Origin of the sequence: Streptomyces glaucus (genome assembly GCF_039533365.1) — a bacterium.
Lineage (GTDB): Bacteria > Actinomycetota > Actinomycetes > Streptomycetales > Streptomycetaceae > Streptomyces > Streptomyces glaucus.
This window is the reverse complement of sequence record NZ_BAAATK010000046.1, coordinates 13,818-29,338: the sequence shown is the minus strand read 5'-3', so window position 1 is coordinate 29,338 and position 15,521 is coordinate 13,818. Positions and strand designations below refer to the sequence as shown.

At 77.0% G+C, this 15,521-nt stretch carries 8 protein-coding genes; 3 read left to right on the top strand and 5 right to left on the bottom strand.

Translation table 11 applies throughout. The features are described 5' to 3' along the window. Positions 1-318: 318 nt before the first annotated feature. Genes ABD363_RS26260 through ABD363_RS26250 form a run of 3 tightly spaced genes read left to right on the top strand, consistent with a single transcriptional unit; the run spans position 319 to position 3,483 of the window. Positions 319-2,406 (top strand): penicillin acylase family protein, encoded by a 2,088-nt coding sequence (locus ABD363_RS26260; RefSeq protein WP_344607818.1) that lies wholly within the window; start codon positions 319-321, stop codon positions 2,404-2,406. Further along, entirely contained in the window at positions 2,399-3,007 is a 609-nt protein-coding gene (locus tag ABD363_RS26255; RefSeq protein WP_344607816.1) for a GNAT family N-acetyltransferase, read from the top strand. Before ABD363_RS26260 ends, ABD363_RS26255 begins: the two co-directional genes overlap by 8 nt. After that, the gene (locus ABD363_RS26250) at positions 3,004-3,483 is read left to right on the top strand and encodes a cupin domain-containing protein (protein ID WP_344607814.1); all 480 of its coding nucleotides are present in this window, start codon (positions 3,004-3,006) and stop codon (positions 3,481-3,483) included. Before ABD363_RS26255 ends, ABD363_RS26250 begins: the two co-directional genes overlap by 4 nt. Positions 3,484-3,771: 288 nt before the next feature. Here ABD363_RS26250 and ABD363_RS26245 read toward each other — a convergent pair whose 3' ends face one another. From ABD363_RS26245 to ABD363_RS26225, 5 genes are read right to left on the bottom strand one after another with little or no spacing between them, the layout of a single operon-like run. Beyond that, positions 3,772-4,698 carry a DUF72 domain-containing protein gene (locus ABD363_RS26245; RefSeq protein ID WP_344607812.1) on the bottom strand — a complete coding sequence of 309 codons (927 nt, stop codon included), beginning with the start codon at positions 4,696-4,698 and terminating at the stop codon, positions 3,772-3,774. A gap of 46 nt (positions 4,699-4,744) precedes the next feature. Then, a complete protein-coding gene (locus ABD363_RS26240; RefSeq protein ID WP_344607810.1) occupies positions 4,745-6,889 on the bottom strand; it encodes a hypothetical protein in 2,145 nt (714 codons plus the stop codon). Beyond that, positions 6,886-9,018, bottom strand: a complete 2,133-nt coding sequence (locus ABD363_RS26235) for a hypothetical protein (protein WP_344607808.1) — start codon at positions 9,016-9,018, stop codon at positions 6,886-6,888. The genes ABD363_RS26240 and ABD363_RS26235 overlap by 4 nt, the downstream gene beginning before the upstream one ends. Next, positions 9,015-11,792, bottom strand: coding sequence for a serine/threonine-protein kinase (locus tag ABD363_RS26230; RefSeq protein ID WP_344607806.1), 2,778 nt, complete (start codon positions 11,790-11,792; stop codon positions 9,015-9,017). The genes ABD363_RS26235 and ABD363_RS26230 overlap by 4 nt, the downstream gene beginning before the upstream one ends. Then, complete coding sequence (locus ABD363_RS26225) at positions 11,789-15,490, bottom strand: tubulin-like doman-containing protein (protein ID WP_344607804.1); 3,702 nt, start codon at positions 15,488-15,490, stop codon at positions 11,789-11,791. The genes ABD363_RS26230 and ABD363_RS26225 overlap by 4 nt, the downstream gene beginning before the upstream one ends. Between the last annotated feature and the right edge of the window lie 31 nt (positions 15,491-15,521).

Sequence of the window (15,521 nt, the reverse complement as noted above, 5' to 3'; positions counted from 1 at the left end):
CCCCGCCGGCAGGCCGCCGCCGGGAGGACCGGCGACGGGGAGGACCGGCGACGGGGAGGACCGGCGACGGCGGTGCGGGGTGACGCCCCGCGCGGCCGGCACGGGGCCGGCGTCCACCCGCGCGGCGGCTCGGGGACCGTGAAGTCCGCGCGGCGGCTCGGGAACCGCGGACTCCGGGCGGCGGCTTGAGGAGCGCGCCCTCCCGGTCCCGGTTCCGCTCCCGCCCCCGTCCGCGGACCTCTTCACCCCTCGCGTACGATTCCGCCACAGCCGCGTCAAACTTAGGCGAGCCTAACCTAAAAGAAAGCAGGGGCACGGGTGGCGACCGAGATCTACCGCGATGCCTGGGGCATCCCGCATCTGCGCGCCGACAGCGCGATCGAGCTCGCCCGCGCCCAGGGCCGCGTCACCGCCCGCGACCGCGCCTGGCAGCTGGAGGTCGAGCGGCACCGGGCCCAGGGCACCTCGGCGTCCTTCCTCGGCCCCGGAGCCCTGTCCTGGGACCGGTTCGCCCGGCGCGCCCGCCTCGCCGACACCGCCCGCCGCTGCTTCGCTGCCCTGGCGGAACGGGACCCGGAGACCGCCGACTGGGTGCGGGCGTACGCCGACGGCGTGACCGAAGGGCTGGCCGGGGCCACGGCCCCCGAGTTCGCCCGCGCCGGCCTCGCCCCCGGCCGCTGGGAGCCCTGGACGCCGCTGGGCGTCTGGCTCGCCACCCACATCCTCTTCGCGGGCTTCCCGGCCAAGCTCTGGCGCGAACAGGTCGTACGGCACCTCGGCGCGGACGCCGTCGCCCTGTTCGCCACCGACGGCCCCGGCACCGCGGGCAGCAACGGCTGGCTGCTGTCCGGGGAGCGGACGGTGACCGGGCAGGCGATCATCGCGGGCGACCCGCACCGCTTCATCGAGGACCCCGGCGTCTACCAGCAGATCCACCTGTCCTGCCCGGAGTTCGACGTCGTCGGCCTCGCCGTGCCCGGCGCCCCCGGCATCGCCCACTTCGGCCACACCGGCACGGTCGCCTGGGCCATCACCAACGCCATGGCCGACTACCAGGACCTGTACCGGGAGCGGCTGCGGCGCACCGGCGCCGGCGTCGAGGCGCTCGGCCCCGACGGCACCTGGCGGCGGGCCGCCCGGCACACCGAGATCGTCGAGGTGGCCGGCGAGGAGCCGGTCGAGGTCGAGGTCATCGAGACCGACCGGGGACCGGTGATCATCGGCGGTCCCGAGGGGCTCCCCGAGGGCCCGGACGGCGGGGTGCCGGACCCGGCGGTCGCGATCAGCCTGCGCTACCCGCCGCGCGTCACCGCCGACCTGGGCTTCGGCGCCCTGCTGCCGCTGCTGCGGGCCCGCCGCGTCGCCGACGTGGACGCCGCCCTGGACCGGTGGGCCGAGCCGGTCAACGTGGTGCAGGCCGCCGACACCGAGGGCGGGCTGCTGCACCGGGTCGCGGGCCGGGTCCCGGTGCGCGCCGCCGCCAACCGGGTCCGCCTCGTGCCCGCCTGGGAGCCCGGCCACGAGTGGCACGGCTGGCACGAGACGCCGCGCGCCGGACTGACCGACGGCGTCGCCGTGATGGCCAACCAGCGCGGCCCCGCCACGCCCCTCGGCGTCGAGTTCGCCCCGCCGCACCGCGCCGACCGCATCGCCGCCCTGCTGGCCCGGAAGGAGCGCTGGTCGGCCGCCGACCAGCCGGCCGTGCACATGGACACCCACCTGGCGTCCGCCGCGCCCCTGCTGGACCTGCTGGCCTCCCTGGCCGGGCTGACCCCGGGGGCCGCCGCCCTGCGCGACCGCCTGCTGCGCTGGGACCGCCGCATGGACGCCCACAGCGCGGACGCCGCCGCCTACGCGGCGGTGCGCGGCGCGGTCGTCCGGCGGCTGGCGGCGCAGGAGGCGTTCGCCGCGCTGGCCGCGCCGCCCGCGTACCCGGAGCTGTTCCTGCCCTGGCTCGCCCTCGTCCCGCGCGTCGGCTACGCCCTGGAGCACCTGCTGCGCGCCGGGGAGCTGTACGGCGTCGACCGCGCCGGGGCCGCCCGCGCCGCCCTGGAGGAGGTGGCCGCGGCGCAGCCGCCCGCGCCCTGGGGCGACACCCACCGCCTCGCCCCCTGGCGGGCCCTCGCGGGCGCCCCGCAGGACGAGCCGGGCCTGTCCGGCGACCACGACTGCGTGCTGTGCACCTCGGCGGTGCCCGGCGTCACCGACCGCGCCGCGCGCGGCCCGGCCGCCCGGTACGTGTGGGACCTGGCCCGCCGGGAGGACAGCCTGTGGGTGGTGCCGTTCGGCGCGTCGGGCGTCCCCGGCTCGCCCCACCACCGCGACCAGCTCCCCCGGTGGCTCGGGGGAGACCTCGTCCCGGTCGTCACCGACTGGGACCGGCTCACCGAGGAGAGCGATGCCTGACCCGTACACCTCCCGCACACCCGTGCACGAGCAGACCGTCGACGGCTTCGGCACCGTCCGCGTCCTGCCGCTCGACGCCCGGGCCGACGCCGCCGTGGTCCACGCCTGGACGAGCCAGGAGCGGGCCGCCTTCTGGGGCATGAACGGCCTCACCCGGGACCAGGTCGCCGAGATCTACGCCCATCTGGACACCCTCGACACCCACCACGCCTTCCTGCTGGTGCGGGACGGCGAACCGGCCGCGCTGCTGCAGACGTACGAGCCGGAGGCCGACCGGGTCGGCGAGTGCTATCCGGTCCGGCCCGGCGACATCGGCGTCCACCTGCTGGTCGCGCCCGCCGGACCGGGCGGGGCGCGCCCGGGCTGGACGGCGGCGCTGCTGGACGTCGTCACCTCCTACGTCCTGCTCGGGCTGGGCCGGACGCGGATCGTGGCCGACCCGGACGTGCGCAACGAGCGGGCGATCGCCCGGCTCCTGCGGCAGGGCTTCACCGCGGGCCCGGCCGTCGTCCTGCCGGAGGTCGACCTGCCCGACGTGTACCTGCCGGAGAAGAAGGCCCGGCTCGCCTTCCTCACCCGGGAGGTAGCCTTCCCGGCGTGAGCCCCGAAGACCTCGTCGCGCACTACGGGCTGGAGCCGATCCCGCGCGAGGGCGGACTGTTCCGGCGCACCTGGACCGGGCCCGCACGCCCCGACGGCCGGCCGGAGGGCACCGCCATCCTGGCCCTGCTGACCTCCCGCCCCGGCGACTTCTCCGCCCTGCACCGCCTGCCCGCCGACGAGATCTGGCACTTCCACCTCGGCGACGCGCTGGAACTGCTGCTGCTCGGCGCCGACGGCACGGTGGACACGGCCGTGCTCGGCCCGGACGTGCTGGGCGGCCAGCACGTCCAGTTCACCGTCCCCGCCGGCACCTGGACGGGCGGGCGGGTGGCGGCGGGCGGCGCGTGGACGCTGTTCGGCTGCACCATGGCGCCCGGCTTCACCTACGAGGACTACGAACACGGCGACGCCGCCGAACTGACGGCGCGTTACCCGGCGGCGGCCGACCGGATCGGACCCCTGTGCCGGCCGTGAGCCCGCTCCGGGGACACGCTGCCCCCGTCACGGGCGCGGGCGGCGGCAGCGGCCGGGGCAGGGCGCGGACCACCCCCGGCCCGGCCCGCACCGGCGACGACTCGGCGCAGGCCGTGGTCCTCGGACCGGACGGCGGCCCGGCCCCGGTCCCCGGACTCCGCCCGCCCTTCGTCCTCCCCGCCGAGGACACCGGCCCGGTCGACGCGCGCCTCACCGGCCCGGACGGTCACCGGGGCACCGGCACCGTCACCCTCCCGCTCGCCGGGGCCCGGACGGCGAAGGCGACGGTCAGGGCGCCGGAGCTGGACCAGGTGCCGGTGACGGTGACGGTGACGGCGCGGACCGCGGGGCGACCGGGGGAGCGGCGGCGTCCCGGCCGAGCAGCCGGGCCATGGTCTCGGCGGCCCGTACGGCGGCGTCCGCGCAGCAGTTGTTGAACAGCACGTGCACCTGCTCGGCCCGGTCGGCGAGGTCGCGCACCCGGGGCACCCACTCGGCGAGTTCGTCCTCGCGGTACTCGTGCCGGAACCGGTCCTCCTTGCTGCCGGTGCCCCAGGCCGGGCTGCGCCCGTGGAACCGCACGACGGACAGCCGGGGCGCGGTGACGGGGGTGACCGGCGGGACGGAGGACGGCAGCGTCTGCGCCATGTCGACGGCGACGGCGGCCATGCCGTGCCGCGCGAGCAGCGCGCACGTCTCCTCGTACCGCTCCTCGGCCCACCACGCGGGATGCCGGAACTCCACGGCGACGGGCCACCCGGCGGTCCGCGCGGCGCACTCCGCCAGGAACGCCTCCGCGCGGGGACCGGGCCGCAGCCACGGCGGGAACTGGAACAGCACGCTCCCCAGCCGCCCCGCCTCCCGCAACGGCTCGATCCCCGCGCGGAACAGCGCCCACACCTCGTCGAGCACCGCCGGGTCCCGGTGGTCGGCCCGCAGCCCGCGCGGCATCGCCGCGTCCCGCGTCGGATGCCCGGTGAGCAGCGAGAACGCCTTCACGTCGAACACGAACCCGGCCGGTGTCCGCTCCACCCACAGCCGGCTGTTGCGCGCGCCGGGCAGTGCGTAGTACGACGCGTCCACCTCGACGACCCCGAACCGCTCGGCGTAGTACCGCAGCCGCCCCTCGGCGTCCCGCCGCCCCGCCGGATACCAGCCGCTGCCGACCAGCGCGCGATCGGTCCAGGAACACGTGCCCACCAGGATGTTGCGCATATGGGTGCGGATACCCCGGCCCCGCGCCCGGCAGACGGCCGGCGCGTCAGAGGGCGACCAGCGTCAGGGCGACGAGTACGGCGATCACCCCCAGGAAGGCTCCGATCACGCAGCCCGGCTGGTGCGTCAGCCCGGCGAACCGGGCCGCGCGGGCGGCCGGCTCCGGCGGGCCGGCGAAGGACCGCGGGGCGGACGCGGGCGGATGCGAGGCGGAGGGCGGCGCGGGAGCCGCGGGCGGTCCGTCGGTCCGGCTGATCACGTCGCGCAGGATCTGCTGCCACAAGGCCGGCGGCAGGTCGGGGACCTGGCCGTTCGCCGGGGCGATGATGGCCCGCTGGAGCCAGGTGCCCGCGCTGGGGTGGCGGTCCCGGCTCATACGGTGCAGCAGTTCCAGCAGGTCGTGCAGATAGCGCCCGTCCCGGGCCAGCGGGGCGACGGCCCAGGTGAACAGGTCGGCGGCCCGGCCGGCCGCGGCCGTCCTCGACACCGGCGCCGACCCCTGCCCGTGCGGGGCGAGGTACAGGCCGTTGCGGAGCACTTCCGCGCACAGCTCGTGCCGCATCGCCGGACCGCGCTCCCGGACCCGGCGGGCGTCCCCCAGTTCGTCCAGCAGGAGCTCCACGGAGTCCGGCGGCAGCTCGCCGGAGCGCAGCTCGCGCAGGAGCAGCTCGTCGGGCAGCTCACGCAGCCGCGCCGCCAGGAGGCCGCGCTGCACGACGTCCCCGCGCCGGTGCTCGCACAACTCCCGGTGGAGCTCACGCGCCCGGGGATCGTCCGCCGGGTGCCCGCCGCCGGGGCCGCCGGGGGGCACGGCCGGCCCGTGGGCGGACACGGCCCGGACGGGCCCCGGAGGCGCCGACGGGAAGGCGACCGAGGACTCCGGGGGAGTGGCTCGGGGTGCGGGTGTCGGGTACGGGTCCGGAGGGGCCTGGGGGGTGGGTGTCGGGTACGGGTCCGGAGGGGTCCCAGGTGCGGGTGTCGGGTACGGGGTCGAAGGGGGCTGGTGCGCGGGCGTCGGATACGGCTCCGGAGAAGCGGCCGGAGGCGTGGGCGTCGGATACGGGTCCTGAGAGGTCCGGGGTGCGGGTGCCGGGTACGGCTCCGGGGAAGCGGCCGGAGGCGTGGGCGTCGGGTACGGCTCCGGGGGAGGGGCCGTGAGCGAGGACCGGGCCGGGCCGTGGTCGCGGTGTCCGTGCGGTGACGGGTCCGCGGCGCGGGACGCGGGCGTGCCGCGGTGCGGGCCGGGCGGCCGGTCCGGGGCGAGGATCTCCTGCAGCCGGGCGCGCCGCTGCGCCCAGCCGAGCGCCGCGCCGTCGCGGAACTCGTCGACCAGCTGCGGCACCCCGGGACCCTCCTGCGGATGGGTGAGGAGGTGGTCCACCAGCCGGGCCGCCGCCCGGTGCTCGAACCGGGGGCTGGCGGGCGCCCAGTCCATGACGCGCGCCAGCGGGCCGGAACCGCCCGTGTCCGGCTCCCAGCGCGGGACGCACGTCAGGCGCAGCGGATGGGTGTCCACCGTGTCGTACGTGGCGAACGTCCACTCCCGGTCCAGCCAGGACCCGAAGAGCAGGAACAGCCCCAGGTACACCAGCGGCGCCGCGTCCCGGTCCGGCCAGCCGGGCGACCGCTCCCGCGCGGCGAGCAGCGACACCCGCTGCGCCGGGTCGCGCAGCCACTCGGCGGTCACCAGGATCAGCGCGTGCTCGACCGTCGGGAGCAGCTCCAGCATGCCCGGCAGCCGCTTGCGCGCCAGCGCGGCGAGGTCCGAGCAGGCGACCGTGCGCTGCGGCCCGGACGCCTGCTCGGCGGACTCCCGGCTGCCCCAGCCGCCGTACGAGAGGCCGATGCACTGCCGGGTCTTCAGGACGCTGGGATCGCCGACCAGGACGTGACTGACCGTGCTGGGCCGCCCGCCCCGGTCGGTGGTGGGCCAGCGCTGCACGAGCATGACGTCGCCGTCGCGGGACAGGGTGCGCACGACGCTCCGCCGCGCGGCGTCCGCGCCGGACACCCACAGCAGCGGGCCGAGCTCCCGGCCCAGCTCCTCGGCCCGCTCGGGGGAGCAGGAGTGGGCCACGGCGTTCATGCCGGTGCCCTGGCGGCCGTGGTTGCCGTCCCACCGGAAGACGATCTGGTGCACCGTGCCGCCGGTGTCGCCGGTGCCCGTCCCGCGGTCCTGGTAGTCGCTCACTCGTACTCCCCTCCCATGGATCCCCCCGCTCCCGCCGCCCCTTCCGCCTCCTCCGGCGGCGGGGCCTCGATCGCGGGCTCCTGCCCCACGGCGAGCGCCTCGGCGCCGCCCGGCACGTCGATCAGCCCGTGCAGCGCCAGTACGGCCAGCAATGGCTCCAGCACCCGCCGGGGCCCCGCCCCCACCGGGTAGCGGCCCCGCTCCTCCAGGCCGCCGGTGGCGGACGCGACGTGCAGGGTGCACCGGCGGATCGCGTCGAAGGGGCGCAGCCAGGCCCGGCCCGCGTGCCGGCGCAGCAGCCCGTACACGTCCCGGCTCTCCGCGCGCACGAGTTCGGGGTCGAGCGAGGTGGCGGGCGGCCGGCCCAGCCAGCGGTCGACCGGCGGCTGGAACCGGAGGAGATCCGCCTTGCCGAGCACCATCGCGGCCGTCACCTCCAGATACGGGCCGTTCTTCGGCAGCCGGTCCAGCACGGTGCCGAAGGCGAGATCGCCGTCCCGGTTCACCTCCACCCCCCACCGCTGCCTGACGTGGTCCAGATGCGGCAGCGGGAGCGCCAGCGCCGGGTCGACGACGAAGACCAGCGCGTCGATCCCGAGCAGGAACCGCAGCGCCGCGTCGGTCCGCACCAGGTCCTCGCCGCCGAGGTCGAAGAAGGCGACCGGGCGGACCCGCCCGCGGGCGTCGGTCAGCAGCAGGGACTCCACGAAGCGGGCGAAGCCGTCCAGGCCCAGGCCGGTGGTGTGGTCCAGGACCCGGCCGTTGCGCAGCGGCTGCACCTGCTCGCGTACGAACCGCGCGTGCTGCTCGGGGTTGACGGACTGCCACTTCAGGCCGAACGGCTCCAGCCCGCCGTCGGCGATCGCCGCGATCATCTGGGTGAGCAGATGGCTCTTGCCGGTGGAGGACTGGCCGACCATCGCGACGGTCAGGGGGCGGCCGTGGGTGAGGTAGGGCACCGGGATGAAGTGGTCGGGGAAGTCCGGGTCCGCCGTGCACTTCTGGACGGCGGACCGCAGGACGTCCTGCCGCCGCAGGGCGTTGCCGATGCCCGAGGGATCCAGCGGCCGGTACTGCTTCCTGCTGTCGGTGACGAACAGGGACCCCGGATCGAGGCGGATCGTGCCCAGGCAGTACGGGCAGAGCACCTCGCCGGCGCCGGACCCGTCCGCCGCCGCGGAGCCGTGCGGGGGCCGGACGGCGACCGGAGCCCGCCGCTTCAGACGCAGCGCCTGCTCGAAGGCCTCGTGGTGCGGGCGGGACTCGTCGGCGGGCACGGTGAGCGCGATCCGGCGGGCGGCACCCGGCGCCAGCAGGTCCAGCAACTGGTCGGGCGTCGGCCGGTCGGCCGCCCGCGGGGCGAAGGCGCCCCGCAGCGTCCGGTCGAGCACCCGGTGCTCCCCGAGGTCGGCGGGCGCCCGCTCGGCGTGACCGGGCCGTCCGGTCACCAGCTGGTAGAGCACTTGGGCCGCGCTCCACACCCCGTCCCGGGGGTCGGCGGTCCCCTCGCCGCGGCGCTGTTCGGGCGAGCAGTACGGCGACCGGCCCCACGGGCTGCGCGGCTGTCCGGCGCGGGTCATCGCCTCCAGCCCCCACAGCTGGACCGAGACGCCGTCCCAGAGCACGGTGGCGGGCGAGATGCCGCGCGGCACCAGGCCCTGCCGGTCCAGCAGGCACAGCGCGAGCATCAGGTCCCGGGTGAGGACCCGCTGGTCCGTCGCGGACATCACATGGGTCCGCGCGGCGGCGGTGCCGCGCGGCGCGGCGTACAGCAGGAAGGGCTCGGCCACGTCCAGCTCGTAGCCGACGATCGTCGGGAAGAGCGCGGCGTACTCCGTGCCGTCGAGCACGCGGTGCAGGTGCAGGGCGGTGCCCGCCTCCGTGTCGAGCAGGGCGCGCGCCGCCGGGTTCGCCGCGTCGGCGGCACTCAGGCGGACCTGGACGCACTGCTGCCCCTCGTCGTCGAGCAGGCCGTTGCGGACCAGCTGGGGCAGCAGCGGATCGCGGCGGGACTCACGGCCGAAGCGGGCAGGGGTGACGCGACGCCGCCCCGAGGGCTCGGTGAACGCGAGCGGGGCCGGCCGCGGCCCGCCCGGCCCCGCCGGGCGGGGGTGGATCGTGCTGGTCACCGGCGGTCGCCGTCCCCTCGGTCGTACGGGTTCGTCGGGCGGTTCCGGTCGGGCGCCGGGTCGTACGGGTTCGTCGGCTCGTGCCCGCCGACCGGGTCGTACGTGCGCGGGTCGTACTCGTAGGCGATGCGCGTCCGGTCGTACCCGTCCGCCCGGTCGTACCCGTCCACCCGGTCGTAGGAGTCCGCCCCGTCGTAGGCGTCCCCCCGGCCGTACCCGTCCGCCTGGCTGTACCCGTCCCCCCGGTCGTGGTCGGCGCCCTGGCGGGGCCGGACGGTGTGCACCACGCCGAGCCGCAGCGGGGTGAGCCGCACCAGGCCCGCGTACCGGCCCGACGACGTCCACAGCACCTCCTCCGGCCGGCCCGGACCGCTCGCCTGCCAGACCTTCTCGACCTCGTCGCGCACGGCGTCCGGAGCGAACCTGATCCACACCGCGGCCGCCGGGTCGCGGCTGAGCAGCGCGCCCTGCTCGGGCGAGGACAGCTGCACCACGGCCTGCCGGTCGGCGTCCGAGCCCACCAGGGCGGCCAGCCGGCGCGGATCGGTGCCCAGCAGGCTCGCCGAGGCGGCGCGGACGCGGTGGGCCGCGGCGAACGGGGGCGGGGTCAGCACCCCGTTGTGCCGGAGGTGACGGCGGGCCGTCGACAGCAGCTCGCGGACCCGTTCCTCGGCGCGCCGGACGGCGAGGGCGCCGGCCTGGCCGCGCTCGACGGCACCCCAGTACGGCGCCATCGCCAGCAGGGCGGCGTCCGTCAGATCAGCGGCCAGGGTGGCGACCAGCTCCGGTCCGCCCTCGCCGCTCTCGCGGTCCAGCCAGCGCGGCACGCTCCCGGCGCGGTCGTCCCGGACAGCGGTGGGGAACATGTCGTCGTCCGTGCCGTCGGCGGGCTCGTCGTCCGCCGGCCCGTCCTGCCAGGCGTACACGCTCGCCCAGTCGCTCCCGCCGTCGTCGGACCCGGTGTGCGGGTCCGCCTCCAGGGCCGGGGAGCCGGCGAGCCAGTCGTCCTCGGCGGGCATCCCGGCGCCGGCCGCGAAGCCGACCGCGCCGGCCGCCGCGGGCTGGTCCGGCCCGGGCAGCGCCTCGGCCTCCGCGGCGGCGGCCGTCGCCCGCAGCATGCCGGCGACGGACCGGGCGGCGTCGGCGCAGTACAGGCGCTCCTTGACGGCCCAGTGCTCCCGCACCGCCTCGGCCAGCAGGGCGTCGAGCTCCTCCAGGGCCCGCCGCAGCGCGGCGGCCGCGCGGCCCGGAGCCCAGGAGCCGGCCGCCGACCGCCACAGCCGGCGCGCCGCCTCCACCGCGACGCCCAGGCCCGCCAGCAGACCCACGGTGCCCAGCCACACCGGGGGCGCGGCCGCGTACGCCACCGCCGCCCCGGCCACGGCACCGCCGGACGCGGCGACCCGGGGGGCCACCGCCCAGCGACCGGGGCGCCCGGCCTCCCGCAGCCGGGCCGCCCCGAGCACCGCCACCCCCACGAACAGCAGCGGCACGACGAGCGCCAGCGCGAGGAGGGGCCCCTGCCACAGCGCCCCGAGCACCCCCGCCGCGGCCGCCCCCGCCACGGCCGCCGCCGGTCCGCGGACCGGACCGGCCACCGCCTCGGACCGCCGGGCCGGGGCGTTCGCGGACCAGGCGGCGAGCTTCGGCAGCAGCGCCGTGCCCGGCACCGGCTCCACCCGGCCGGCCAGGCCGGTGAAGCGCTGGGCCACCGACCGCAGGGCCAGCCCCTGGCCCAGCAGCTTCCCGGCGAACTCCCTCAGGCCCTCACCGATCCGCTCGCCCGTCCCCTCGGCCGAGGGCACCCGCAGACCCAGGGCCGTGAGCCGGGCCGTCGCCTCGGCCGCGGACGGTGCCGTGCCGTCGTCGCCTCTCAGGGCCGTGCCGACGAGATCCCGGTACTCGTCGAGCGCCCGGCGCGCCCGGTCGAGGTCCGCCTCGAACGCCGCCCGGCGGGCGGGCCGCAGCAGCCCGGGCAGGGTCCGCAGCCCGGCCAGCTCCTCCTCGGCGAAGTCGAGGGCCTGCGCGCACGCGCGGTAGGCGTCGTCCGCCGGCCCGCCGGGCTCCCGGTGCCCCCGGTCCCGGCCGCCCCGGCCCGCAACCAGCCGCCGCAGCGGCTCCGGCAGGTCGGCCCCGGACCAGGCGGGGGCCGGCACACCGGGCGCGAGTTCGACGTCCTCGCCGGCGAACCGGGCGAGCGCGTCCCGCCAGGCCCGGTCGCGCACCTCGGGCGGCAGGTCCTGCTCCAGCAGCCGCACCCCGGGCGCGGCGACGGCGTCGGGCAGCGACCTGGCGCCGTCGAGGACCCGGAGGTAGACGTCCGGCACCGACAGCACGTCCACCAGGACCGCCAGCGCGTCCGGGTCGTCGGGCGCGGGCTGCTCCAGCGCCGTACGGGCCGAGCGCAGATCGCCCGCCCACAGCAGCGCGGTGCCCGAGGACCGCAGCACGGCGGGCCGCACCAGCCGCCGGTCGGGCTGGAACGCCTCCTCCGCACCGGCGTACGAACCCGGCGCGCTGCCCACCAGCAGCACCAGGAGCCTGACCTCGCCCACGGCCCGGTAGCCGGTGAGCAGCTCGTACTGCACCTGGTGGTCGGTGAGCCCGGCCGGGGTGTCGATCACCAGGAACAGCGGGTCGTCGGGTTCCGGCAGCCCGGCCCGGCCCAGCTGCCGGGCGACCCTGGCGCGCAGGGCCGCCGCGGTGTCGAGCCCGGCCGCCCCGGTCCGCAGGTCCAGCTGGATGACGCCGCCGAACTCCTCGGGCGTGCTCACTGCGCGTCACCGTCCCAGGGGTTGCGGCGATCCGGGTCCCGGTCGCCGGCCGCGTCGAACGACCCGGTCCCGCCGGGCTCGTCCCAGGGCGCCGGGGGCCGGCCACCGCTCCCGGCGCGGCCCTCGCCGGTGCCGTACTCCTCGTCGTCGTAGCGGGCGGCGCGGCGCCCGCCCGCACCGTCCCGGCGCCCACCGCCCGCACGCACGCCGCGTTCGTCCCCGTACGGCTCGTCGTACGCGGGCCGTGTCCGGGTGTCCGGTGTGTCCTCCCGGTCGTAGGGGTCGTCGTACGTGGCCCGTGCTCGTGCGGGTCGGGTGTCCTCCCGGTCGTAGGGCTCGTCGTACGCGGGCCGTGTCCGGGTGCCCGGTGTGTCCTCCCGGTCGTAGGGGTCGTCGTGGCCGTTCACGGGGGTGCGGCGCCCGTGCGCCCCGGTGCCGTCGCCCCGGTACTCGTGGAAGGAGTCGCGCGGCACGGTGCCCCAGTCGTCGTCCTCGGGCACGGCGCGCCGCGGCTCCGCGAGGACCTCGCGGAGCCGCGGCCGTGCCGCCGGCGTGCCGCCGCGGACGTGTTCCAGGAGCGTGCGCAGGGTCGGCTGGACGGCGCGCTGGTCGCCGAACTCGGTGTCCAGGGCGGCCGGCAGGGTCTCCGCCCAGAACTCCCACAGCGGCCGCACCCACCCCTCGACCCGCTCACCGCCGCGCTCCCGGCGGTGGGCCAGCAGCTCCAGCTGGCGCGGGGCGATCTTCTCGACCAGGTCGACGAAGAGCGGATGGGGCTCGCTGCCGGACCGGGCGAGCCCCAGCGGCTGGGTCCCCATCAGCTCGCGGCAGTAGTCCTCGACGGTCCGCTCGTCGTCGAGGACGGTCCAGCGTTCGTAACTGCGCAGCAGCTCCGCCCAGCTCGACACGCCGCCGGGGAAGTCCCCGAGCCGCAGCCGGACGCCGGGCACCTGCGCGCCCCTCTCGGGGAACAGCCGCAGCCGGATCCGCTCCGGCGACGCCGGGTCGCCGTCCACCACGTCCACCTGGCCGTTCCACATGCAGCACAGCAGCCGGTGCAGGATGGTGCGCCGGTCCTCCTCGCTGCTCACCATCCAGCTGTCCCGCCAGCCGAGCCGCTGACGCCACCGCAGCACGTCCTGGGCCTGCTCGGAGTCCTTGGCCCGCGCCCACTGGCGCAGCACCTTGCGGGCCTCGGGCACCTGCGTCAGGCTCATCTCGCTGCGGAAGAGGACCACGGTGATCGAGTCGCTCTCCACTCCCCGGTACTCCACGGAGTTCTTCGCGTCCGAGGGCAGCCGGAGCGTCTTGCCGAGGAACTCCTGCACCTCCTCCACGGCCTGGACCCGCGGATGGGTGACGAGGACCCGCAGCGGCCCGGTGCCCTCCGGGGTGAACCCCACCGGCAGCAGCCCGGCCAGCTTGCGGCCGAACAGGTCGAGCGCCTCCTTGCCGACCTGGTCGGCGGCGTCCGCGTCGCCCGCCGCGGCGGCCAGCAGCGTGCCCATGGACGGCAGCAGCGGGCGGTCCTCCAGGTGCGTGCCGCTCTCGGCGAACAGCCGCGTGATCCGGCCCTCCAGCAGCGACTTGACGGTCGCCACCGCGCCCTCGGGGTTGCGCCGGCTCTGCGTGTGGACCGCGCGCCAGGTGTCGCCGTCGACCAGCTTGAGCAGGAGCGCGGCCTCGTCGTCGTTGTCGCGCAGGCCCTCCCGGCGGAGCAGCCGGGTGACCACGTCCTCGTAGAAGTGGTTCAGGGTGCGCTGCGGCGGCAGCAGGTACGAGATGCCGGTGCGGTCCTCGTACAGTTCGAGGCCCTTCTGCTGCGAGACCTTGGGCTCCTGGTCGCCGTGGCGGCGGAAGGCGTTCACCAGGCGCCCGAGGTCGGTGCCGGCGGTGTCCGCCTGGGGCTGCCAGTGCTGCTGCTGCTCCCGCCAGGCCTCGTGCCACACGGTCCGGCAGCGCCACTGGTACCAGGCGTCCTGCTCCCGGACGGCCGCCTGCACGTCGTCGTCGCCCCAGCGGGCCGGGGACATGCCGGCCAGCCGGCCCTTGATGCGCGGCGTCCTGGGCGGCTGCTCGGTGATCCCGGGCGGGCGCTGCGGGGCGCGGGCGCGGTGGTCCAGCATGCCGAGGAAACCGAGCCGGGCGATGGGCTCGTCGCTGTCGGGGGCGCCCCGCACGACGCGCTCGGCGAGGAACGGGTCCACGGTCCGCAGCAGCTTGTCGATAGCGGGGCGCGGGGCGAACCGGTCGGCCATCGTGGCGGCCTCGCGGTCGGCGACGGCCCTGAGGTCGGCCAGCAGCCGCTGCATGTCCGCGAGCCGCTCGCCCAGCGCCTGCTCGATGTTCCTCGCGCCGCGCGGCAGCGGGTCGGGCTCCGGCACCGGCAACTGCCTGCGCTCCCAGAGCTCCTCCAGGTGGGAGTCGGCGAACAGCTGCCGGATCATCGGCACCGCCCGGTCCCGCAGCTCGCTGCGCGGCCGTTCCACGAGATCCGTGACCGCCTCCCGCAGCAGCCGGCCCGCCACCAGGTCGGCGAGCTGGTCCATCGGCGCGGTCATGGAGGCCACCAGGCTGGTGGAGACGCCCTGCCGGCCGATCCCGGTGGGGGACACGGCGCTGCGGTGCACCCCGCGGTTGATGAAGCTGGCGGCGAAGGTCTGGTAGTCGTCGTCGGCCGCCGTCGTCCGGCCCCGGGAGCGGCCGTCGCCCAGCTCGGTGCCGATCAGCGACATCACCAGGGAGACGATGGAGCGGCGCAGGTCGTCCGGGCGGATGCCGGCGGTCGGGCTGAACAGGAACGCCGTGGGCAGGATGCCGGTGCGCAGCCGGATCGGGGAGGTGCCCGGGTAGCGGACGGCGAACCCGGAGTCCTGGTCGAGGTCGCCGATCTCCGCGCCCTCCGTCGGCGCGTTCTGCCCGTCCACCAGCCGGAACAGGTCGACCAGCGCGCGGGCCGCGTTCAGCTCCGCCTCCCGCCCGCCGCCGGTGGCCGCGGAGAACGACGACGGCATCACGACCAGCGGGTAGATCTTCACCCCGTCGAAGCGCCGCAGCCGGAAGGCGTGGTTGATCAGGTGCAGGTAGTCCAGGAAGATCCCGGCGCCGGTGCCGCCCGCCACCGAGAAGGCGACGAACACGTCGCAGCCGTTGACCTTGCCGCCGCCGAGCTCGCTCAGCTCGCCCCCTGCCCTGGCCATCGCGTCGATCGCCTGGAGCAGCGGCTCCAGCACCGGGGCCAGGCCGTGCCGCAGCGTGGCGAACAGGGCGGCGCGCCCGACGGTGGGCAGCTGGCCCGCGCCGTTGTGCAGCGGGGTGACCTTCGGCTCGTCGATGCGCGGCGGCAGCCAGTCGGCGACCTCCTCGCGCAGGCTCGCCCGGAGCATCTTGGTCACTTCCGGCGAACTGTCGAAGTTGGGCAGCAGGTTGTGGGTGGCCCGGGAGGTGCGGGCGTACGCGGCCCGCAGCGACGGGTCCACGTTGAACTGCGGCAGCCGCTGCAGGTCGGTCTCGCTGAAGTCCGCGTACACGAACTGCAGGCAGTCGGGCAGCTGGTAGGGGGCGTGGCCGCTGAGGCGGCTGAGCGCGGTGCCGTCCGGGCCGCACAGCTCGGCGCGCAGTCTGCGTTCCAGTTCGGCGCCGACCAGGCCACCGGTGCCGCCCAGGCCGACGAAGAGCATCGGCTGGAAGATCTTCATGGGTTCCTCCCCGCTTGTGGCCGCCGGGGCC